Annotated in this window: 21 protein-coding genes and 3 pseudogenes; 11 read left to right on the top strand and 13 right to left on the bottom strand. The window is 68.5% G+C overall.

The window, feature by feature from the left end:
* Nucleotides 1–189: 189 nt before the first annotated feature.
* Entirely contained in the window at nt 190–726 is a 537-nt protein-coding gene (locus tag KBZ33_RS08105) for a hypothetical protein (protein WP_254952064.1), read from the top strand.
* Between the two features lie 11 nt (nt 727–737).
* Nucleotides 738–1,277, top strand: coding sequence for a hypothetical protein (locus tag KBZ33_RS08100; RefSeq protein ID WP_254952063.1), 540 nt, complete (start codon nt 738–740; stop codon nt 1,275–1,277).
* Here the strand turns inward: KBZ33_RS08100 and KBZ33_RS08095 are convergent.
* The 4 genes from KBZ33_RS08095 to KBZ33_RS08080 form a co-directional block, all read right to left on the bottom strand.
* Nucleotides 1,274–1,756 carry a hypothetical protein gene (locus KBZ33_RS08095; RefSeq protein WP_396108179.1) on the bottom strand — a complete coding sequence of 161 codons (483 nt, stop codon included), beginning with the start codon at nt 1,754–1,756 and terminating at the stop codon, nt 1,274–1,276. The genes KBZ33_RS08100 and KBZ33_RS08095 overlap by 4 nt on opposite strands.
* Nucleotides 1,757–1,840: 84 nt before the next feature.
* The gene (locus KBZ33_RS08090) at nt 1,841–2,449 is read right to left on the bottom strand and encodes an alpha/beta hydrolase (RefSeq protein ID WP_254952062.1); all 609 of its coding nucleotides are present in this window, start codon (nt 2,447–2,449) and stop codon (nt 1,841–1,843) included.
* Between the two features lie 55 nt (nt 2,450–2,504).
* On the bottom strand, nt 2,505–4,043 hold the full coding sequence (locus tag KBZ33_RS08085) for an alpha/beta fold hydrolase (RefSeq protein WP_254952061.1): 1,539 nt from the start codon (nt 4,041–4,043) through the stop codon (nt 2,505–2,507).
* Nucleotides 4,044–4,097: 54 nt separating this feature from the next.
* A complete protein-coding gene (locus KBZ33_RS08080) occupies nt 4,098–4,520 on the bottom strand; it encodes a thiol-disulfide oxidoreductase DCC family protein (RefSeq protein WP_254952060.1) in 423 nt (140 codons plus the stop codon).
* 137 nt (nt 4,521–4,657) lie between these two features.
* Between KBZ33_RS08080 and KBZ33_RS08075 the strand changes: the two genes are divergently transcribed.
* On the top strand, nt 4,658–5,491 hold the full coding sequence (locus tag KBZ33_RS08075) for a lysophospholipid acyltransferase family protein (RefSeq protein WP_254952058.1): 834 nt from the start codon (nt 4,658–4,660) through the stop codon (nt 5,489–5,491).
* Here KBZ33_RS08075 and KBZ33_RS08070 read toward each other — a convergent pair.
* The gene (locus tag KBZ33_RS08070; RefSeq protein WP_254952056.1) at nt 5,482–6,099 is read right to left on the bottom strand and encodes a hypothetical protein; all 618 of its coding nucleotides are present in this window, start codon (nt 6,097–6,099) and stop codon (nt 5,482–5,484) included. The two genes, KBZ33_RS08075 and KBZ33_RS08070, sit on opposite strands and share 10 nt — an antisense overlap.
* A 153-nt stretch (nt 6,100–6,252) precedes the next feature.
* Between KBZ33_RS08070 and KBZ33_RS08065 the strand changes: the two genes are divergently transcribed.
* The gene (locus tag KBZ33_RS08065) at nt 6,253–6,846 is read left to right on the top strand and encodes a MarC family protein (RefSeq protein WP_254952055.1); all 594 of its coding nucleotides are present in this window, start codon (nt 6,253–6,255) and stop codon (nt 6,844–6,846) included.
* 30 nt (nt 6,847–6,876) lie between these two features.
* On the opposite strand, the gene KBZ33_RS08060 is transcribed toward KBZ33_RS08065, so the two are convergent.
* Nucleotides 6,877–7,188: a hypothetical protein gene (locus KBZ33_RS08060; protein ID WP_254952053.1), complete on the bottom strand. Its 312-nt coding sequence runs from the start codon at nt 7,186–7,188 to the stop codon at nt 6,877–6,879.
* A 931-nt stretch (nt 7,189–8,119) separates the two neighbouring features.
* On the opposite strand from KBZ33_RS08060, the gene KBZ33_RS08055 reads away from it, so the two are divergent.
* The 4 genes from KBZ33_RS08055 to KBZ33_RS08040 all read left to right on the top strand — a co-directional run bounded on the left by KBZ33_RS08055 (nt 8,120) and on the right by KBZ33_RS08040 (nt 10,655).
* Nucleotides 8,120–8,749 (top strand): triacylglycerol lipase, encoded by a 630-nt coding sequence (locus KBZ33_RS08055; RefSeq protein WP_255011628.1) that lies wholly within the window; start codon nt 8,120–8,122, stop codon nt 8,747–8,749.
* 49 nt (nt 8,750–8,798) lie between these two features.
* Complete coding sequence (locus KBZ33_RS08050; protein WP_254952049.1) at nt 8,799–9,341, top strand: isoprenylcysteine carboxylmethyltransferase family protein; 543 nt, start codon at nt 8,799–8,801, stop codon at nt 9,339–9,341.
* An 80-nt stretch (nt 9,342–9,421) separates the two neighbouring features.
* Complete coding sequence (locus KBZ33_RS08045) at nt 9,422–10,138, top strand: superoxide dismutase (protein WP_315859167.1); 717 nt, start codon at nt 9,422–9,424, stop codon at nt 10,136–10,138.
* 100 nt (nt 10,139–10,238) lie between these two features.
* The gene (locus KBZ33_RS08040; RefSeq protein ID WP_254952048.1) at nt 10,239–10,655 is read left to right on the top strand and encodes a cupin domain-containing protein; all 417 of its coding nucleotides are present in this window, start codon (nt 10,239–10,241) and stop codon (nt 10,653–10,655) included.
* A gap of 9 nt (nt 10,656–10,664) precedes the next feature.
* On the opposite strand, the gene KBZ33_RS08035 is transcribed toward KBZ33_RS08040, so the two are convergent.
* The 7 genes and pseudogenes from KBZ33_RS08035 to KBZ33_RS21810 form a co-directional block, all read right to left on the bottom strand.
* Nucleotides 10,665–10,880: a Nif11-like leader peptide family natural product precursor gene (locus KBZ33_RS08035; RefSeq protein ID WP_254952046.1), complete on the bottom strand. Its 216-nt coding sequence runs from the start codon at nt 10,878–10,880 to the stop codon at nt 10,665–10,667.
* Complete coding sequence (locus KBZ33_RS08030) at nt 10,870–13,629, bottom strand: cation-transporting P-type ATPase (RefSeq protein ID WP_254952044.1); 2,760 nt, start codon at nt 13,627–13,629, stop codon at nt 10,870–10,872. Before KBZ33_RS08030 ends, KBZ33_RS08035 begins: the two co-directional genes overlap by 11 nt.
* A gap of 110 nt (nt 13,630–13,739) precedes the next feature.
* Nucleotides 13,740–15,119: a nicotinate phosphoribosyltransferase gene (locus KBZ33_RS08025; protein ID WP_254952042.1), complete on the bottom strand. Its 1,380-nt coding sequence runs from the start codon at nt 15,117–15,119 to the stop codon at nt 13,740–13,742.
* A 94-nt stretch (nt 15,120–15,213) separates the two neighbouring features.
* Nucleotides 15,214–15,432 (bottom strand): annotated as a pseudogene (locus KBZ33_RS08020) (ADP-ribose pyrophosphatase); the annotation flags it as partial.
* A 3-nt stretch (nt 15,433–15,435) separates the two neighbouring features.
* Nucleotides 15,436–15,522 (bottom strand): annotated as a pseudogene (locus KBZ33_RS08015) (adenylyltransferase/cytidyltransferase family protein); the annotation flags it as partial.
* Between the two features lie 432 nt (nt 15,523–15,954).
* The gene (locus tag KBZ33_RS21815) at nt 15,955–16,272 is read right to left on the bottom strand and encodes a hypothetical protein (protein WP_396108185.1); all 318 of its coding nucleotides are present in this window, start codon (nt 16,270–16,272) and stop codon (nt 15,955–15,957) included.
* A 55-nt stretch (nt 16,273–16,327) separates the two neighbouring features.
* A pseudogene (locus KBZ33_RS21810) lies at nt 16,328–16,474 on the bottom strand (hypothetical protein); the annotation flags it as partial.
* 284 nt (nt 16,475–16,758) lie between these two features.
* Here KBZ33_RS21810 and KBZ33_RS08010 point away from each other — a divergent pair.
* Genes KBZ33_RS08010 through KBZ33_RS08000 form a run of 3 tightly spaced genes read left to right on the top strand, consistent with a single transcriptional unit; the run spans nt 16,759 to nt 19,051 of the window.
* Nucleotides 16,759–17,196: a hypothetical protein gene (locus KBZ33_RS08010; protein ID WP_254952080.1), complete on the top strand. Its 438-nt coding sequence runs from the start codon at nt 16,759–16,761 to the stop codon at nt 17,194–17,196.
* Nucleotides 17,197–17,219: 23 nt separating this feature from the next.
* The gene (locus KBZ33_RS08005; RefSeq protein WP_254952040.1) at nt 17,220–17,915 is read left to right on the top strand and encodes a phosphoribosyltransferase; all 696 of its coding nucleotides are present in this window, start codon (nt 17,220–17,222) and stop codon (nt 17,913–17,915) included.
* Complete coding sequence (locus KBZ33_RS08000) at nt 17,861–19,051, top strand: phosphotransferase enzyme family protein (protein ID WP_254952075.1); 1,191 nt, start codon at nt 17,861–17,863, stop codon at nt 19,049–19,051. The genes KBZ33_RS08005 and KBZ33_RS08000 overlap by 55 nt, the downstream gene beginning before the upstream one ends.
* The last annotated feature ends 5 nt before the right edge of the window (nt 19,052–19,056 follow it).

Raw genomic sequence — 19,056 nt, 5'->3', positions numbered from 1 at the left:
GGGTCATCGGGAAGGAAGCGGTAGCGCATCGGAGAGGGGCGCCCTTATTGCGAACTGCTCGCAACCTAGACGCTTAACCACCCCTTTTGCAAGCGATTCTCAATAGCAGCTGGAGATTGCGACGGGGTCCGGGCGTTTGGCGGCTGGCCCTTCCTACCGTTGGCATCCTGCTGCTGGAGCCGTACTGCCGTGATCCCCGATGCCCAACAGTTGCTGGAGCGTGAACGACGCTGCCGCCAGGAGGGCAGTGGTCTGAGCCAGGCTGCGCTGATTGGCTCCTGGCGACTGGAGCGCGTCTGGAGCAAAGGAAGCCTCCGGCCGGCCGCGATCGGTGCCACCTTGCTGCGTGGACTGGCGGCCCGCCTGCAGTTGGCGCCAGTCCAGGAGGCCGAAGGCGGTGAGGGGATGCGGATGGTCAACAGCGTGCGCCTCGGTGCCCTCGAGTTGCGTTTCGAAGGCCTTGGTCGGCTGCAGGGCCGCCGTCCCCTGCTCGTCTTCAGCTTCGACCGGCTGCTGCTGCTGCTGGGTGGACGGGTGCTGATCCAGCGTGCCCTGCCCCCGCCTGACCCGCTGCGCCGACCGTTCTTCGCCCTGATTGCTGCCGAACACCCAGCGCCTGTCGTGGGGCTGCCCTGGACGGGGGAGTCCCTCGGGTGGCTGGCGGCCCGGGGCCGCGGCGGTGGCCTGGCCCTGTGGCTCCTCGAAAGTGGCGAAGGGTCAAAATGAAGCCAGGGTTAATGAGAGTCGAGAAAAGGGTTGACGGCACGCTGGAGTCAGCGACGGCCCTGCAGGAATGGTTGCTCCGCCATGCCCCTGACGGCAGCGCCGCGACCCTGCCGAGCAACCTGTTGCAGGCCTTCGACGCTGATGACATCAGTCTGCTGCCGGTGTTCGTGGCCCATGGCTGGCAGGAGCACCTCCGCTCCGAAGCGTGCCGCGGCCTGAGGGAAGCCACCGATGCCGAGCAACAGCGCCTGGAAGCCGCCTTCCATGCCCAGATGGGCCTTGGCGACGACCACGATGGTGACCTGGCGTTGCTGCTGGGTCGGGCGATGGACCGACGCCTCGTCGCCTGTCACCCCTTCCTGCCTCTCACGGCCCAAGCGATGCCGGATGGACGGCGCTGGTACCGGCTGGAGATCAAGCCCAGCCCCAACACTCCCGGCGGCCTGTCTGAATCGGTGCAGCTGTGTGCCGTCGAGTCCGAGCTCCAGGTGGCGATCCTCAAGCGGCTGGCTCTGCAGGAAACCGAGGCCTCAATGGCCCTGGCGGCTTAGCGGCAACCCTGCACCGAGATGCGGTAACTGAAGCCCAGGGACCCGGGATCGTTGCTGGCACCCACCTTGAAGTTCATCTGGCTGGCCGCTTTGCCCGGAATGGCGGGGAAGGGTCCGAACATCCGGCCGGTCCCGATCGGTGGATTCATGGTCTGGTTGATCACCTGGAGGCTGCTCCCGTCGGTGAACTTCATGAACCCCTCCACGGGGTACTGGGCGTTGGTGTCGGAGGAGTTGGCGGTGAAGAAGAATTTGTAGCTGCTGTAGGGCTGGTCGACGATGAAGTCGGTGTTCCAGTTGGTCCTGCCGATGGCCTTGCCCGGACCCACTGATTTCGCCACCACCGGACTGGTGCTGTTGGCGCCGATGGGGGCCAGGAACGTGCACACCGGGGCCGCTTGCACCGGTGACGCCAGCGCCAGCAGGGCCAGGGTCACCAGGCTGCAGGCACTGGCGGAAAGGGCGGGACGACGGGTCACGGGGATCGTTCGACGAAAGCACTATGCAGCGTAAGAGCGGCACCCCTGGCGTCCACTGTCAGTTCCACAGGCCTGCAGACCTCCTCAGGGTTTGGCCGGAGCCCCGGGGGGCCTCACCCGCTCGAGGTTGGATCCCAGGTCCGATTCGAGGAACTCTTTGAGGACGTTGCCCATGCCGCTGAGCCCCGCCAGGGCGGACTGCAACGCCGGCAGGTTGATCGCCACGTCCTCGTTGGGATAGGCCCGCAGGAATCCCACGGCCGACAGGCTGCCCGAGCCGGTCTGAAGTCCGAGGATCGTCGCTGAACGCAGGGCCACCATCCCCACCCTCGGCGCCTTCAGGGGGTAAACGATCACGGACAGCTTCTCCAGGGCGTTCTCACCGAAGCCTGTGCTCAACAGCCGTGTGGTCAGCACCAGCGGCAGCGCCACCCGGTGGTTCAGCAGCTTGCCGACCTCGGCGGGCTCTTTGCCGCCCAGGCGGAGAGCATCCCCCAGCAGGCCCACGGCCTCCCCCGTTCGGGCCAGCCGTTCCAGGTCGGCAACGGGGATCGAGCGGCGGAAGGCTCCGCTGACGAACACCACTTGCTCGGCCGCCTGGGCCGATGGGGCGGCCAGGGTCAGTAGGCCAGCCAGCCCGGCTGCGCCCCAGGCACGGGACGATGGCGGAAGGGAAGGCCGAGGCGACGTCAATCAGGGGCTGGAACCATGGGGCACAAGTGTGGTTCAGATGCTGGGCCCTGTCGGCTCAGGGGTTCCAACTCGGCAGCCGGTCGCTCACATCGCTGAGGGACAGGTCGTGATCCCCCCAGCCATTCGGGGGCAACAGCTCTGGGGCCCCCACGCCTGGGGCGACCCCGGGACCCGCGGCGAAGGCTCCGTTCACCCAGCCCAGCAGCAATCCCCGCAGGGGGCCGCCGGCCTGGTCGTAGGGGGAGCCCAGGTTGAAGTGATCCCCTCCGCCCACCAGCACGAGCCGATGGCCCACCTTCCCCTGGCGGGCAATGCGCGCCATCGGAGCGATGGCTTCAGGGCCGGGAGGCACCACCCAGTCGCGGCTGCCGCTCACCAGCAGCACCCGACCTTGAAACGCAGGGGCGGCCTCGGCATCGAACAGGAGCGCCATCGGCGGACTCACCGCCACCACCGCTTTCACCCGCGGGTCGGCCAGGGCCGCCTGGTCGGTGGCGCCCAGGAAGCTGCACTGCAGCACCCAGCTGAGGTTGCGCTGGGGGTCCTGCAGATTGTTGCAGCGCTTCTGCAGGAGCTGGGAGCGGGGACGGGCACCCGCCAGTTGAAGGGCCGTGGTGGCTCCCCAGGAGTGGCCCAGCACCACCACGGAACGGGAGTCCACAGCGGACGGCAGCGCCAGCTGCCCCGCCGCGGCCGCATCGATCAGGGCGGAGATGTCGAGGGGCCGCAGTCGCAGCTCCGCTGGAGAGGGCGGAGGCACCTTGCCGGAGAGCATCGCCTGCTGCTGGGTCCGGTCGCTGCCGGGGTGGCGGGGCAGCAACACGGTGTAGCCGTGGCTGGCCAGATGCCGTCCCCAGCCCTCGAAGCTCTCCGGCCCATCCCAGAGCCCGTGGGAGATCGCCACCAGCCGGCCGGAGGCCTGCTGGGAGGGACGGATCACCACCACCTCCAGGGGCAGGGGCCGGTAGGTTACCGGCAGGTTTAGGGTGTCCCGCCGCACGGCAAGCGCCCCCGGTCCGGCCAGGGCGGGATCCACCGCCGCCGGGGTCTGCCCCTCCAGCAGCTGGGCGGCGGCCCGCAGCTGACCGTTCATCCGCTGGAGCAGGACCAGGCCCTTGCCGACATCCACCGTGGCCGTGCGGCCAGGGATGGCCTGGAGCACCCCCAGCATCGTCAGGTTCCCCCGGCCTGCGGCCCGGTCGAGGATCTGCAGAGCGGTGTCACTGGAGACTTCGGCCGGCAGCCCGTCGACGCCACCGAGGGAGGAGAGCAGCAGCAGCGCCTGCTGGGCCAGGGGTGAAGGGACCACCTGGCGGGCCACATCCAGGGCCTGCAGGGGCAGGGGGGTGTTGAACAGTTCCACCATCCGTTGCCCGATGGCCCCCTGGGTGGCCTGGTCGAACTCGGCCAGGTCGCTGTCACCGGCCAGCAGGCTGCGGGGATCGCGAAGCTCGGCCAGACGGATGGAGAAGGTGGTGTCCAGCAGCGGCAGCTTCAGCTCGATCTGCTCGAGGGCCAGCGCCGGAGGGGAAACGGCGAGGGTGGTGGCCAGGGCGAGGGCCGCCGGGACCAGGGATGGAGACGCCTGTGTCAACGGAGCAACCCCTTGACGGGGCCGCCTCCTGACAGAGATGCAACGGCCTGGGCCTCAGGCACCCATGGACCTGACGGCGGAAGTAGCGGCATCGCAGCGCCCTTGGCAGAGCGTGTCGAGGCCGGGCCGGCCGGTGACGGCCAGCCGCCAGCGGGCCCAGAGTCCGTACAAAGCGTCCACCAGCGGCCGCAGCAAGGGCCAGCGGGTGGGCGCATAGAGCCAGCCGAGCCCCACCAGCCCATAGGCCTGGCGGAACACCTCCACATCGCGGATCACGCTGCCGTCGGCGCGCAGGGCGTGCATGCGGCCCATGGCGTCGGCGTAGCTGATGCCGCCATGCTGGGCAGGGTCGTAGGAGAGGTCGTCCACATCCACGAAGGCCAGGCGGCCCTGGCCAGCATCGCGGCGGCGCAGGATTTTCACCTCCCGCAGGCACAGGGGGCAGCCGCCATCGAACAGCAGGGTGAGTTCGGCCATGGGACGCAAGGGGGTGATCGGGCGCGGGCTGGGGAGGCTCTAAGCCCTCGCCGAGCCTAGAAAGAGCGGCCAAGGGGTCGGGTCCGCACGCCGGAGCCCGTCGGGTGACCAGACTCGATCGCTCCCTCCTTCCGTCCATGCCCGTGTCCCGCAAGGCCGCGCTGCACCGCTGGCAACGCCGGGATCCGCAGTTGATCCGGCGGCTGATGCCCTTCTGGGGTTGGCTCTACCACCACTATTTCCGCGTCGTCTCCGATGGCTGGGAGCACATCCCCGCTACAGACCCGGCGCTGTTCGTGGGCACCCACAACGGCGGGTTGGCGGCGCCCGACATGCACATGGTCATGTACGACTGGTTCCGGCGTTTCGGCCTGGAGCGCCGGGTGCTGGGGCTGGCGCATCCGAAGGTCTGGCTGGGCTATCCCCCGCTGGCGGATCTGGCCTCCCGTACGGGTGCCATCCCCTACCACCCGCGCCTGGCCCTGGCGGCCCTGGAGGAGGGCCACAGTCTGCTGGTGTACCCCGGTGGCGGTCAGGACACCTTCCGCCCCCACCGGGACCGGGGCCGCATCCATTTCGCCGGCCGCACCGGCTTCCTGCGCCTGGCGATCTGGCATGGCCTGCCGATCGTTCCGCTGATTTCCTGGGGCGCCCACGACACCCTGGTGGTGCTCGAAGACTTCTATCCCCAGTTCCGGGCCCTGCACGAGCGGGGCATGCCCTGGCTCTTTGGTATCGATCCGGAGGTGATGCCCCTTTACGTGGGCCTTCCCTGGGGGCTGGCCCTCGGTCCGTTGCTCAACCTGCCCCTGCCGGTTCGGATCCACACGCGGGTTTGCCCGCCGATCCGCTTCGAGCGCGGCGGCCATGCCGCCAGCCGCGACCGGGCCTATGTGCAGCAGTGCTATCGGCAGGTGACCCACACGATGCAGGAGGCCCTGGATCGGCTGGCCGTCGAGGCTCAGCGGTAACGGGAGGGGGCCCCGTAGGATTGGGAGGGAATCGACTGGGGTGATGGTCCACCGCCAAGGCGCTGGGGCAGGGGATCCCGGTGGCGCTGCAGGTCGGCGAGGGAGCGGGTTTCGCCCATGGCCAGGCCCGTGAACATGGGCAGTTCCTGCTTCATCCGGTTGGCGGGCCTGGGGTTCACGAAGCGGAAGTTGAGGGTGGTCTTGTCGCCGGAGCTGTCGTAGCCCACCACGCTGAAGTAGAGATCCGCCGTCTTGCCCGCCTTGGAGCCGGCCAGGGCGCCGCCGACCATGCCGCCCACCAGCCCGACCGGTCCGAGCAGGATCCCGCCGGCGATGGCGCCGGCCGTGCCGCCGCCCACTGCCCCCACCGTGCCGTTGGTGCTGTCGTAGCCCTCCTCTCCACCCGTGTACCACTTGGCGATGCGGCCGATCGGGATGAACGTGTTCTGTCCGCCGATGCCGTTCATATCCAGGTTGATGGTGCAGGGATTGTTGCCGCAGAGGGCCTGGTAGGTGGTGGCCGTTGCCGGAGCGGGAAGCAGCAGAGCCAGCAACAGCGGCGTGGTCTGTGCGGTTCGACGGCGAAGCCGGGCTCGAGTGATGGTCATGGGTCGAGCGTGTAGGGCCCTCCAGTCAATCGGCGCTCGCCACCGCTGCAATGGGACCGAAGCCATGGGGTGATGACCGGATGTGTCCGGTCGTGGGGGTACACCCAGGGCTCCGATGATGGTCACCGATTTCCCGGCGTCCCCGGGGCCGCCATGTCCCTGATCAATACGGCCGTCGGTCTGCTGGCGATCAGCTCGCCCATCGGTCTGCTGCCGGTGGTGGTGGAGGCCGGGCGGGGCAATCCCGTCCGCATCCGCCGGATCAGTCGTCTGGCGGTGATCACCTTTCTCTGTGCCCTGATCGCCGCCTGTTGGTGGGGCCAGGCCCTGCTCGACCTGTTTGGCATCACGTTGGAGGCGTTCCGGGTGGCTGGGGGGCTGATCCTGCTGCCCATCGGGCTGCGCTTGATCGATGGGCGCGAAGTGAGCCATGGTTCGCTGGACGGCACCGAAGACAGCGCTGGCGTGGTGCCGATCGGCCTGCCCCTGCTGGCGGGCCCCGGGGCGATTTCCCTGGTGGTGGCCGATGCCCCTTCTGCCTGGCAGGGCAAGGCGGCCCTCAGCGCCGTGATTGGCCTGCTGGCCATCGTTATTTATGTGTTGCTGATCGCCTCGATGCCCCTGCGTCAGGCCCTCGGGGAGCTGCAGGAGAAGGTGATCAGCCGTCTGATGGGCCTGCTGCTGAGTGCCATTGCTGTGCAGATGCTCGTCAGTGGCCTGCGGGGGTGCTTTCCGGTGCTGGCCTGAACGGCTGGCTCCGCAGAGCGCTGCCGTCGATCAGAGGCAAGCAAGCCTTGGTGGTAGGGGTGGCCCTTCGAAGGGATCGATCGCCAGCTTCCGATCCAGGACGGTGACAATGTCCTGGATGACCGCTGGTCGGGTGGCTACCCAGAGAAAGCCTTCCAGCGGAGCTGCCTGGAAGGGGTCCCACAGGCAGTACTGGGGATGCGGCCTGTAGAGGCGGGTGGCTAGGGGCAGCAGGAAACGGGTCTTCGGGAAGTGATCTTCGCCATGGTCGAAGGTGATGACGAAGGCGAATTCCAGCTCGCCTTTGGGGGTGTAGCGGTCGATCCGCGTTTCCCCTTCCAAGCCCGGAAAGGGGGGAGAGCCGGTACTCCACATAGCGGCGATGGAAGGGATTCTTCTGTTCCTTCCAGGTTTTCGCCTCCACCCCCAGCTCGGTGAGCAGAAGATTAGGAATGGGTGCGGAGGGTTTCCTGGAGCTCGTCAGTCCTGCTGCTCTGCAGTCGCCACAGGTCCGCCAGCGTGTCGTAGCGATTCATCCTCTGGGGCGGTTCATCCAAGTTTTACCCTCTTTCTCAGTTTATCTGCGGTCTACGGGCTGGCCAGGGGGGCACCTCGGCGCAGGGTCTGGGGCTCGTAGGGGGGGCGTCAACCCCTCAAAGTCCTGTCTGCGTTTGAATCCTGACCCGACTGGCCGGCCATGGCAGGGATGCAGCAGCACCGCGGCGACTGCTGGGGCCATGAGCGATTGCTTGGTGTACGCTTAAGCGGCAGTGAAAAGACGGCCATGGATCCTGTAAGCCCAGTCGCCCAGTTGGCAGTGGCTGCGATCAGCGGAGCAGCTTTTCTGGTTTCGATGCTGGTGATTCCTTTCCCCGAGTCCAAAGCGGACTCCTCCGCGGGCGTTGCGTCGCCCTCCCATGCGACCAACACCACCATCCAACCCGTGAATCAGTCTGCCTCTCCCCTGATCAAGTAAGTCTTCCTGGCTCGCTCGCCCCGAACGTCAATATCTGACCCCGTCAGCCTGAGAGCCCCCCCTGGAAGAGGCCCTCCTGACCACCGACAGCAGGCTGTGTCCAAGCACCAGCCAACCTCTACGACTAGATTTTCAATGCCCACCCACGCCGTCCGCTGACCCAGAGCCATTGAGGGCTCAGCCGGACAAAAGGGAATCCAACAGAGTGGTGACTAAGGCCGTCCTTCCGGATGGGGCTGCGCCACGTTTCGCTCAACCCGAGTCCCCTGATTCATCCCATCGCAAGATGGTGGGGTGATGCTCACCGCCACCATGGCTTCAGGCCGGGAAACCTCCACTCGGCCCCCGCTGGTGCTGGTTCACGGGCTGTTCGACACCCCCAGGGTGTTTGAGCGACTGGAGCGTCGCTTGGCTGGCAGACGCGAGCCTTTGTTGCTGCCCGCCCTGCCACTGCGCTTCGGCATCGCACCGATCCAGACCTCGGCCCAGCGGCTCGCCGATCACATTGAGGCGGCGTTCGGTGGCAGCGAGACGGTCGACATTCTCGGCTTTTCCATGGGCGGCGTCATCGCACGCACCTGGATCCAGCTGATGGGTGGCCATGCCCGCACCCGCCGCTTCCTCAGCCTCGGCAGCCCCCAGCAGGGCACTTTGACGGCCCAGCCTTGGCCCCGCCTGCTGCTGGCCGGTGTTGCTGATCTCAAGCTGGGCAGTGCGCTGCTGCGACAGCTCAACGCCGACCTCACCCCCCTGCAGGGGATCGACTGCAGCAGCTATGGCACCGCCACCGATCTGATGGTGCTGCCGGGCTGGCATGGGGTGCTGCCGATCGGGCCGCGGCGGATGCTGCCGGTCTGGAGCCACCAGCAGCTGCTGCGCCATCCGGCGGCTCTCGATCCGGTGGTGGAGGACTTGCTTCGCGCCTGACGCTGATTGCGGCCCAGCATGGAGGTGGACGCCGAACCGCAAGGTCACCATGCCGAATGTCCTGGCAGAGAGGCTCAGCGCCTGGGGGTTTTCCTGGGCGGGGTTGCGCGACAACCGCCGTGGCGAATGGTGGCTGATCGCCCAGATGGCCCTGATCCTGGCCCATCTGCTGCCGGCCAGCCCCTCCCCCGTCTCGCTGGGCCTGCACTGGCCGCTTTCCCTGCGCCTCGGTGGTCTGGCGCTGTTCGGCCTGGGTCTGGTGCTGGCCGGCCAGGGCGCTGTGAATCTGGGCGCCAGCCTCAGCCCCCTGCCCGAACCGATGCCCGCGGCCGCCCTGGTGACCACCGGTGCCTACGGACGCTGCCGCCATCCCTTGTACCAGTCGCTGATCCTTTGCTCGCTGGGCGTCACCCTGGCCCTGGGCAGCCTGCTGCATCTGGCCCTGCTGCTGGGGCTGGTCGTGGTGCTGGGGTTCAAGGCACGCCGGGAGGAGTCCCGCCTCTGCAGCCTCCATCAAGAGTACGGCGACTATCGCGCCACGACTCCGACCATTCTTCCGGGTCTGCCCTGGCTGGATTGGCGTTCGGACTGAATCCAGGCCATCCATCTCTTCATGGGGGCTATGGATGGCAGGGACAGTTAGAACCGGGGCTGATGCTCCCCGCCTGGCCCATGGCTCCGTTGTCGTTTCTCCGTGCCCTGAGGGCCTGCGGCCTCGCCGGATTGGTGGCTCTGACGGTGTTCGCTGCCGGTGCGCGGCCGGCGTTGGCGGCCTACGTGCTGCCGCCGTTGCCCTACCCGGCCGAGGCCCTGGCACCCTCGATCGATGCCACCACGATGACCATCCACCACGACCGCCACCATGGCGCCTACGTGGCCAATCTCAACGCCCAGATCGCGGACCATCCCGAGCTTGAGCGGGTGTCGCTGGAGGCCCTTCAGGGCCGTATCTCCCAGTACCCGTCGGCGGTCCGCAACAACGGCGGTGGCCACTACAACCACTCTCTTTTCTGGCGGCTGATGGCACCGCCCGGACAGGGTGGTGCCCCGTCCCCGGAGCTGGAAGCGGCGATCACGGCGGCCTTCGGTTCGCCCGAGGCCCTGCAGCAGCGCTTCGCCCAGGCGGCCACCAGCCGCTTCGGTTCGGGCTGGGCCTGGCTGATCCTTCAGCCCGATGGAGCCCTGGCGATCACCAGCACCGCCAACCAGGACAACCCGCTGATGGACCTGCCCGGGATTGAGCCGGGCCTGCCCCTGCTGGGTCTGGATGTGTGGGAGCACGCCTACTACCTCAATTACCAAAACCGCCGACCTGACTACATCACCGCCTGGTGGTCGTTGGTGAACTGGACCGAGGTGAACCGGCGCTTCGCCGAAGGATCCGGTTAAGGCAGCGCCAGTAAATCCTGACACCACCACTTGTCGGTAGCTGACACGGCGATCTTCCGGAAAAATGGTAGCGAAAGTTAACTATATCGCTGCGACTGTCATGGCCCTGTCCCGCACCATCGAACTCCTCCCCATGGAGCGCTCGCTGCATGGGGAGGCCGTCTTCTCCGCCCCCCGCGCCAGCGACGAAACCCTGATCGCCGAGATCGGCAGCGGCGACTCCTTCGAGCTGTTCTGCCACCGCTTCCAGACCGATCAGCTGCTCGTGCTGCGGGGATCGATCGATCTGGTGGTGCTGCAGAACCGCCAGCTGCGCCGTATCCCGCTGCGGGAGGACGAGGGCCTCTGGGTCCACATCCCCCCCAGGGTGCCCCACGGCGCCATCAACCGGGGCCGGATCCCCGCCCTGCTGGTCAACGCCGTGCTGGGTCACGGCCCCAGTGCCCCCCGGGACTACCGGCCCCTGCCGGTGCCGCACCAGCTGCGCAGCCAGTGGCGGCGGCTGGCGGTGGCCTAGTCAGGCCCCTCAGTTGTATTCCCCGGGAATGTCCTGCTTGGTCACGGTGACCCGGCCGACCTTCTTCCCGGAGAGTCGCAGCAGCTCATCACCTGAGAAGTCGAAGCCCTTGCCGGCGGCGATCTGGGCCACATCGTCGGCGGTGGCGGCGGCCAGCACCTCGCTGCGCAGGGCTGCATCGTCCTGCATGCGGGCCAGGAAGGAGCGCGCCTGATCAAGGCTCATGCGCTGGTGGGGGGTGGGGTGAGCGCCCAGCATGGCGCAGGCCCAGGGCGCCCCTCTTCTCCAGTTCCAGGTAGGCCACGAACGCCAGACTCACTCCGCCGCAGGCCGCCAGCTCGCCGGCCGAAAGGGCGGTGACGCCGAGGAAGCGGGCCATCGGCGCCACGTAGAGAAGTAGCAGCTGCAGGGTGGCGGTGGCCAGCACCGCGCCCAGCAGCCAGGGGTTCGCCAGGGGAGGGGACCGCCACAGGGGCCGGTCGCTGCCGGCCGAGAAGGCATGGCCCAGCTGGGCCAGGCAGAGGGTGGTGAAGGCCATCGTCTGCCAGGGAAGTCCGAGGCGGGCAGACACCGCCATCAACGCCACCACCAGGGCCCCGAACACCAACCCGGTGCGCAGGATGGCGCTGCCCAGCCCGCGGGCGAAGAGCGATTCACCGGGTTCGATCGGCGGCTGATGCATCAGATCCTCCGCCGGTGGGCCCAGGGCCAGGGCCAGGGCCGGCAGCCCGTCGGTCACCAGGTTGATCCAGAGGATCTGCAGGGGCGTCAGGGCCAGACCCAGCAGCGGCGCCGAGCCGATGGTGATCAGTTCGCCCAGGTTGCAGCCAAGGATGAAGCGCACGAAGCGGCGGATGTTCGCATACACCTGCCGACCCTCCTCCACGGCGTTGACGATCGAGGCGAAGTTGTCGTCGAGCAGCACCACATCGGCCGCCTCCCGGCTCACGTCCGAGCCGCTGATGCCCATGGCCACCCCGACGTGGGCCTGGCGCAGGGCCGGGGCGTCGTTGACCCCGTCACCGGTCATGGCCACGACCGCGCCCGTGGCCTGCAGCGCCCGCACGATGCGGAGCTTCTGCTCCGGCAGCACCCGGGCGAAGAGGCTGGTGCGTCGCACCACCGCTTCGAGTTCCCCGTCGTCGAGGCCCTCCAGCTCCATACCCAGCACGATCGGGCTATCCGGTTCCGCCAGGCCGATGGCCGTGCTGATCGCGCGCGCTGTCAGGGGATGGTCGCCGGTGACCATCACCGGCCGGATGCCGGCCCCATGGCAGCGGGCCACGGCACCTGGGACTTCTGGCCGGGGCGGATCACGCTGGGCCATCAGGCCGAGCAGGACCAGGGTTCCCATCGCGGCTTCCGGGCCCTGGTGCTGCGGGCCGCAGGCGAAGGCCAGCACCCGCAGGCCAGAGGACGCCAGCCCGCGCGCTTCCGCCACCCACCAGTCCCGCTGGACCGGTGTGAGGCTCCGCGCCCCCGCGCCATCGAGCCAGCGATCGCAGTCGCGCAGGATCGCCTCCGGCGCTCCCTTGACGATCAGCAGCCGGGACGCCTCTGCCGTGGAGGAGCCGTAGGGGACTTCAACCAGGGGCGCCGCCAGGCTGCCGTCGGGGTCGCTCACCCACACCGCCATCCGCTGGCGCTCGGCGCGAAAGGGAATCTCCGCCGAACGAGGGTGCTTCGCACGCAGGCTGGCTGCCTCCAGGCCCGCCCGGGCGGCGGCCTCCAGCAGCGCGACCTCGGTGGGATCCCCCATCCCTCCCCGCTGTTCCGGTTCAGCGTCGTTGCAGAGCACGCCGGCCAGCAGCAGCAGATTCCCATCGTCCGGTGCGAGCCCGGCTTCAGCCCCCGGCGGTGGCACCAGATCCCGGACTTCGAAACCGTTCTCAACCAGGTCCAGGGCCTGGGTGCCGCAGCGAATCTCCACCACCAGCTGCCGGTTCTGGGTGAGGGTGCCGGTCTTGTCGGTGCAGATGACGGTGATGGCGCCCAAGGCCTCCACCGCCGGCAGATGGCGGATCAGGGCGGCCCGCCGCACCATCCGCTGGGTGCCGATCGCCAGGCTCACCGTGATCACGGCCGGCAGCCCCTCCGGAACGATCGCCACAGCGGTGGAGAGGGCCAGCTCCAGCAGGGCCAGGGGAGAGCCCCCCAGCAGCCAGCCCCCCAGCACCACCGCCGCCACCAGGACCAGGGCCCAGGCCACCAGCTGGCCAGAGAGGTCCGCCAAGCGCTTCTGCAGGGGCGTCGGCTCGGGGCGGGCGGTATGGATCAGGGTGGCGATGCCACCCAGCACGGTGGCCATGCCCGTGGCGGTCACCACGGCCAGACCCCGCCCCCGCCCCACCTCGCTGCCGAGGAACAGGCAGTTGCTGCGTTCCACCACGGGTGTGTCCGCCGCCAGAGGCGGTTCGGGGCGCTTGCTCACCAGTTCGGCTTCGCCGGTGAGGGCCGCCTCCTGCAGTCCCAGTTCGCTTCCCTCCAGCAGCCGTGCATCGGCGGGTACCCGATCGCCGCTCTCCAGACGGATCAGGTCACCCGGAACCAGCTGGTCACTGGGGCGGCGCTGCCAGTGTCCGTCTCGCCGAACGCGGGCCAGGGGCTGGGCCAGATTCAGCAGGCTGCGCAGGGCCAGCAGTGCCTGGCTCTCCTGCAGGTAGCCCAGCAGGGCGGTGAGGGCCACGATCAGCAGGATGGCGATCGCGTCCTTGGGGATGGCGTGGTCCAGCACCGCCAAGCCGGCGGAGACGGCCGCCACCGCCAGCAGCAAGACCAACATCACGTTGCTGAACTGATCCAGCAGAATCCGCCAGCGGCCAGGCCCCGGCGGCAGGGCGAGCCGGTTGGGGCCGTCGCTGGCCAGGCGATCGGCCGCGGCGGCCTCGCTCAGGCCCGCTTCGCCGACCCCGAGCCGCCGCAGACATTCCGGCCCCGAAAGGGCCTGCCAGGCCGTGGCCTCGGGAGGGAACATGGCAGCCACCCGGCGGCTCTCAGACCCTAGGTGGTGCCCTTGGAGATCAGGGCAGAAGCGGCCGACCGCGCCGGAAGTCCCGGGGCCGGGTGAGGCCCCCCGGCAGCCGCTCAGGCTTGCATCGCCCTGGCCCGTACCTCCTCGAGGCTGCAGCGGTGCAGCAGCCTGCCGTTCTCGAACACGGTCTGGAGGCAGCTGGCCGGATGGGGCTGCAGGCTTTGCCGCTCCACCGTGCGGTACTGCCGATCAACCTGGATCAGATCAAGCACGCCGGCCTTGCTGGTCTTGGTGGGGTCGGTGATGGGGCACTTGTGCACCGGCCGGATCCGGCCGGCCCGCTCCACCCAGGACACCTTGTAGGCGAAGCGCTGGCTGTCCCGGTTCACCTGCTGCAGCAGGCCGCCGCCCATGCCGAAGGCCACGTTCTCGACACTGAAACCCGCCGTCAGGATCGCTTCGAGCACCAGCGGCAGGCTGGTGGCGGTGATGCCATCCCCCTGGATCACGCGCACGTGCTCCAGCACCCGGTAGCCCTTGCCGTTGAGCCGGCTGCCGAAGCGGGCCTCCAGGCGCCGCAACAGTTCTGGCACGATCGCCACCGGATCGCCCGAATCGGGCCGGATCACCACGGTGGCGCCCGAGGCGATCACCTGCTCGCGCAGCAACTCGCCCCAGAGCCGGTCGACGGCGTTCCAGAGGTCGTAGGAATCGGAGACCACCGCCAGCACGGCGCCGGGCTTCGCGAAGCGATCCAGCAGCGTGCGGTACGCGTCGAGCTCGTGCTCCTGCCCCCAGGCCAGGATCGTGGAGTGCTCGGCGGCGGGAATCGAGAAGCCGGCCATCGGGCAGTCGTAGTGGCGCCGGCCGGCCACCAGGGCGGCGACGGTGTCGGTGCCGCGAAAGGCCACCAGGTGGGCCAGGCCGCCGATGGCGGCGCTCTCGTGGCTGGAGACGCCGCGGGAGCCGAAGTCATGCAGGCAGAAGGGGAGCTCGGCAGCCGGGTCGTCGGCGGAGCGTTCCAGGGCCACCCGCAGGAGTTCGCGGAGGTGCCAGCTGCGGGTGGCCACGGTGGTGGGGTACCAGAGGCGCAGCAGCAGGGTTTCCACCCAGGTGACCAGCCAGGCCAGGGCTGGATCGGTGGACTCCACCGTCATCAGCACGTTGCCGGTGGGCACGCGACTGCCCTCGGCAACGGCCCGGATGCGCAGGGGCAGCCGGCCGCCGCGGACGCTGACCAGGCGCTGCCAGCCCTCACGGTTGAACGGCAGGCCGTGGGCGGTCCAGAGGTCGGCGGCCTCCTCGACATCGTTTTGACTGACGGGCCGCTCCAAAGTGGTCTGCAGCAGCATCTGCAACCCGAAGAACAGGGTGTCGGGATTCTCGCCGCCACGACTCTCCAGGTAGGCCCCCATGGCGGTGAGATCGGGGGGGTACTGGAGCCAGTGGCTGCCTTTGTAGCTGTCGGTGTCGAGCAGAAGATTGAAGTCCATGGTGTGCGCTCTGCACGGGGTGGATGAAGGGCTCCGGCCCGGTCTCCCCAGGCCTGAAGCGTTGCTGGGCCAGCTGTCGCCGGCGGCGGTGTGGTCAGATCCGGGAGATGAAGTGCTGAAGGATCTGGACGTGGTCCTCAAAGAAGGTGTCTTCGTGGGCGTAAATGTCGGCCAAGGGCATCCAGAAGGCTTTGTCGGCGTCGCCGCCGCCGCGGACACTGGGGAGGACGCCCCCCTTGAGCTGGATCAGGAAGGCATGGGTGATCACCCGGCCGCGCTGGGAGCGCCCCGGGGCATCGAAGACGTGGCGGTCGGCCCTTTCCAGTGCCGCTTCGACCAACGACAAATGCCCCTCATGGAAGGGCTGGAACCGTCCGATGAGGACGGCGACGTCATGATTCATGGAGGCCCTCAGAATCCCTGAGATGAAGTCCGCCTCAACGGCAAGCTCCAGAGATTCAGCATGGATGCTGAGCAAGTCCATGCCATGCCTTGGCGTCAGCGGAGATGCCGCCGGATCGGAACCGGCTCTGAGGCGAGCGAATGCAGGAGATGGCTGGAGAGGGTCACTCTGCTGCGTGCTTCCGGGCCGGAGGATCCAACGGACCACCGCCTTGAGAGGAGAGCTTTTCACGTCTCAGGACTCTGCGTATCTTCATGGCTTCCGTTGTTGCTCTGTCCGGTGCTTTCCAGCCATGGAGCTCTGGATATGGAGTTCGGTGGGAATCGCCCATTCCTGGGTGGAGGTCAGGAGTTGTGAGGCTTTCCATCATCGCGGTGAATGAGACGAACGAGCAGGACCCGACGACTCTCGCCACCATGGCGCTACAGAAGATCACGACCACCAAGATCGCCGCCTCCGACCTCTCCGTTCCGGATCCACGCTCTCAGCCCCACCCCCCTGGCAGGCGACCCGTCCCATCCCGGCCCTAGAGCCCTTGTGAGGGTGGCGGTCGCCAGCGCATGGCCCCCCCATGGCCCTAAGCACCTCGGGCGCGCTGGCCCCGACCGGCAGATCGAGGCTTCGATCGAGGGCGCTCAGGGTGAAGCGGTAGCGCTGGGGCGGACCCGGTGGCGACAAGGGACCGTGGTAGCCGATACGGCTGAACGAGGTCACCCCCCAGCCGATGCCGCGGCGGGCGCCGTTCTCCAGCGTCTGGAGCCGGGGGACCCCCTGGGGGCAAGGCGTGGACCTGGGCAGGGATGTCGAACAGCACCCAGTGCACCCAGACGCCAGGCGGTGCCTCGGGGTCGTCCATGATCAGTGCGAAGGAGCGGGTCGGCCCTGGAACCTCCGACCAGGTCAGCGGCGGGCAGAGATCCTGGCCATCCCCGATGTGGTCCGCGGCATCCATTGCCCATCCCGGAATGCGGGGCACTCCAGTCGCATCGGCCGGCCTCAATCGATCCGGCCGGGCGGTGGCTGGACACCGGCTGTGGCTTCGCGTGCCTCTTCAGTCAGTCGGGCGGCATCCTCGGCCTTCTCGCTGACGGGCGCGAGGGGCTCTCCGGTGCGCGCTCGGCGGCAAGGTCGTCCAGCAAGCGCTGCTGTTCGAGAGGATCATCCGCGTCATCGTCCACGGGACGCGCAAGGGTCGAGGCCGTGGCTAGCACGAGACAAGAAGCGAGGGTTGAGGCCGTGAGCGGCAGCACGACCATTCAGCGGGAGGTCAGGGTGGCGTTGAACGGCGCGGCGCTGGACGGTGTCCTGACCCTGCCGGACCCGGCCGCGGGTCTGGTGCTGTTCGCCCATGGCAGCGGCAGCAGCCGCCGCAACCGCTACGTGGCCAGCATTCTGGTGGACGCAGGGTTGGCCACGCTCCTGTTCGATCTGCTCACCGCCCCCGAGGAGAGGACCGATGCGCTCGATTGCTCCCTGCGCTTCGACATCGCCCTGCTGGGCCGGCGCCTGATCGGGGCCATCGACTGGGTGGGCCGCCAGCACCGGCGCTGCTGCGGCTCTGGTGGCCTGCCCCACCTGTTCGAGGAGTCCGGTGCCCTGGAGCAGGCCGCCCACCTGGCCCGCGACTGGTTCCTCTGCCACCTGGCCGGGGCCAGGACTGAAGCCCTCGCCTGATCCGTTCCGCCGTCCCTGTCGCCATGGTGCCCCGCGCTCCCCTCTGGACCCATCGCCACCAGGCGGGGATGGCCCTGGCCGATGCCTTCGCCGATCGCCGGGGTCACGGCGGCGACACCACCCTGGTGGCCCTGCCCCGGGGCGGGGTGCCGGTGGCGGCCGCGATGGCGTCGCGGCTCGCGTTGCCCCTGGTGAGTTGGTCGGTGCGCAAGGTCGCCGATCCCCGCTGGCCCGAGCTGGCGATCGGGGCCGTCGCCGCCGGCGGGGTGGTGCTCTGGCGCAACGGGGCGAGGGGCCGGCAGCGGGCCACCACGGCAACGGAGCACGGCTGGCTGCGGGACCAGGAGCTGGAACTGCAACGGCGGCAGCGCCTTTTCGGGGACCCACCCGGCGATCAGCTGCGCGGCCGGCACCTGATCGTGGTGGACGACGGCATCGCCACCGGCATGACGGTGAAGGCGGCGCTGCTGTCCCTGCGCCGGGTGGGCCCGGCCTCCCTGGCCCTGGCGGTGCCGGTGGTGGATCGGGAGGTCGCCGGGGAACTGGGCCGCCTGGTGGACCGCATGGAGGCCCTGGCCGTCGTCAGCGACCTGCAGGCCGTGGGGTCGTGGTACGAGAACTTCGAGCAGCTCAGCGACCGGCAGGTGCTCACCCTCCTGCAGGGATGCGGGGCCGGCATGCGATCATCCGCACCTGCGCCACCGGTGAGCGGCCCATGACCCTGGGGGAATCCGACGCCGCCCTGGTCTCCATCGCCGAGGCATTCGATCTTCCCGGCCGGATCCGCAGCCTCGAACCCCTGGGTAGTGGCAACGTCAACGAGAGCTTCGTCGTTGTCTGTGACGGCCCGCCCGAGCGGAGGTTCGTCCTGCAGCGCCTGAACCGCAGGGTGTTCCCCCGGCCCGATCTGGTGATGGCCAACATTCTCGCCCTCGGGGAGCATGTCGATCGGCGCCTGGCTCAGGGCGGCTCCCCCCTGGGGGAACGACGCTGGGAGGTTCCCCGGGTGGTGCGCTGCCGCGGCGACCAGCGGCCCTGGGTGGAACGGGACGGTGCCTTCTGGCGCCTGATCACCTTCATCGAATCCTCCCGGAGCTTCGATGTGGTGGCCAGCGCTGCGCAGGCCAGGGAGGTGGGCTTCGGGCTGGGTGTTTTCCACCATCTGATCAGTGACCTGCCCCCGGCCGGGCTGGCCGACACCCTGGAGGGTTTTCACATCACACCCCGGTATCTCGAGCACTACGACGCGGTGCTGGCCAAGGCGCCGGCTGCGGTGGTGAACGAGGTGCTGCACTGCCTGGCCTTTGTGGACGAGCGCCGGGACTTTGCGTCGGTGCTGGAGGCGGCCAGGGACAGCGGCCAACTGCGCCTTCGCCCCATCCACGGCGATCCCAAGGTCAACAACGTGATGATGGAGGCCTGCTCCGGCCGGGCCTGCGCCCTGGTGGATCTCGATACGGTAAAGCCAGGATTGATTCACTACGACATCGGCGACTGCCTGCGGTCCTGTTGCAATCCCCTGGGGGAGGAAACGGCGGATCTGGAGGCCGTCTCCTTTGATATCGACCTCTGCCGCGAGGTGCTCAGCGGTTATCTGGCCGCCGCCTCAGGGTTTCTCACCGCTGCCGACTATGACCACCTCTATGCGGCTGTGCGCCTGATCAGCTTCGAGCTCGGCCTGCGGTTCTTGACCGATCATCTGGCAGGTAACGTTTATTTCAGAACGGACCAGCCGGGCCACAACCTGCAACGCGCCCTGGTGCAATTCCGGCTCACCGAGAGCATCGAGGCCCAGGAGATTCAGATCCAGGACCTGATCGCTGAGCTCAGGGCCGATCTCGCCCCTGGCTGCTGATGGTG

Source organism: Cyanobium sp. Cruz-8D1 (genome assembly GCF_024345975.1).
In the GTDB taxonomy this organism is placed as follows: Bacteria; Cyanobacteriota; Cyanobacteriia; order PCC-6307; family Cyanobiaceae; genus Cyanobium.
Note: the sequence above shows the minus strand (reverse complement) of the source record. Positions and strands in the feature narration are given on the sequence as shown.

Excerpts from the sequence above, each read along its gene's own strand:
- KBZ33_RS08100 (WP_254952063.1), top strand. The coding sequence starts at position 738 with ATGAGAGTCGAGAAAAGGGTTGACGGCACGCTGGAGTCAGCGACGGCC.
- KBZ33_RS08080 (WP_254952060.1), bottom strand. The coding sequence starts at position 4,520 with ATGGCCGAACTCACCCTGCTGTTCGATGGCGGCTGCCCCCTGTGCCTG.
- KBZ33_RS08075 (WP_254952058.1), top strand. The coding sequence starts at position 4,658 with ATGCCCGTGTCCCGCAAGGCCGCGCTGCACCGCTGGCAACGCCGGGAT.
- KBZ33_RS08070 (WP_254952056.1), bottom strand. The coding sequence starts at position 6,099 with ATGACCATCACTCGAGCCCGGCTTCGCCGTCGAACCGCACAGACCACG.
- KBZ33_RS08065 (WP_254952055.1), top strand. The coding sequence starts at position 6,253 with ATGTCCCTGATCAATACGGCCGTCGGTCTGCTGGCGATCAGCTCGCCC.
- KBZ33_RS08055 (WP_255011628.1), top strand. The coding sequence starts at position 8,120 with ATGCTCACCGCCACCATGGCTTCAGGCCGGGAAACCTCCACTCGGCCC.
- KBZ33_RS08050 (WP_254952049.1), top strand. The coding sequence starts at position 8,799 with ATGCCGAATGTCCTGGCAGAGAGGCTCAGCGCCTGGGGGTTTTCCTGG.
- KBZ33_RS08045 (WP_315859167.1), top strand. The coding sequence starts at position 9,422 with ATGGCTCCGTTGTCGTTTCTCCGTGCCCTGAGGGCCTGCGGCCTCGCC.
- KBZ33_RS08040 (WP_254952048.1), top strand. The coding sequence starts at position 10,239 with ATGGCCCTGTCCCGCACCATCGAACTCCTCCCCATGGAGCGCTCGCTG.
- KBZ33_RS08035 (WP_254952046.1), bottom strand. The coding sequence starts at position 10,880 with ATGAGCCTTGATCAGGCGCGCTCCTTCCTGGCCCGCATGCAGGACGAT.
- KBZ33_RS08030 (WP_254952044.1), bottom strand. The coding sequence starts at position 13,629 with ATGTTCCCTCCCGAGGCCACGGCCTGGCAGGCCCTTTCGGGGCCGGAA.
- KBZ33_RS08025 (WP_254952042.1), bottom strand. The coding sequence starts at position 15,119 with ATGGACTTCAATCTTCTGCTCGACACCGACAGCTACAAAGGCAGCCAC.
- KBZ33_RS08005 (WP_254952040.1), top strand. The coding sequence starts at position 17,220 with ATGGTGCCCCGCGCTCCCCTCTGGACCCATCGCCACCAGGCGGGGATG.
- KBZ33_RS08000 (WP_254952075.1), top strand. The coding sequence starts at position 17,861 with ATGCGGGGCCGGCATGCGATCATCCGCACCTGCGCCACCGGTGAGCGG.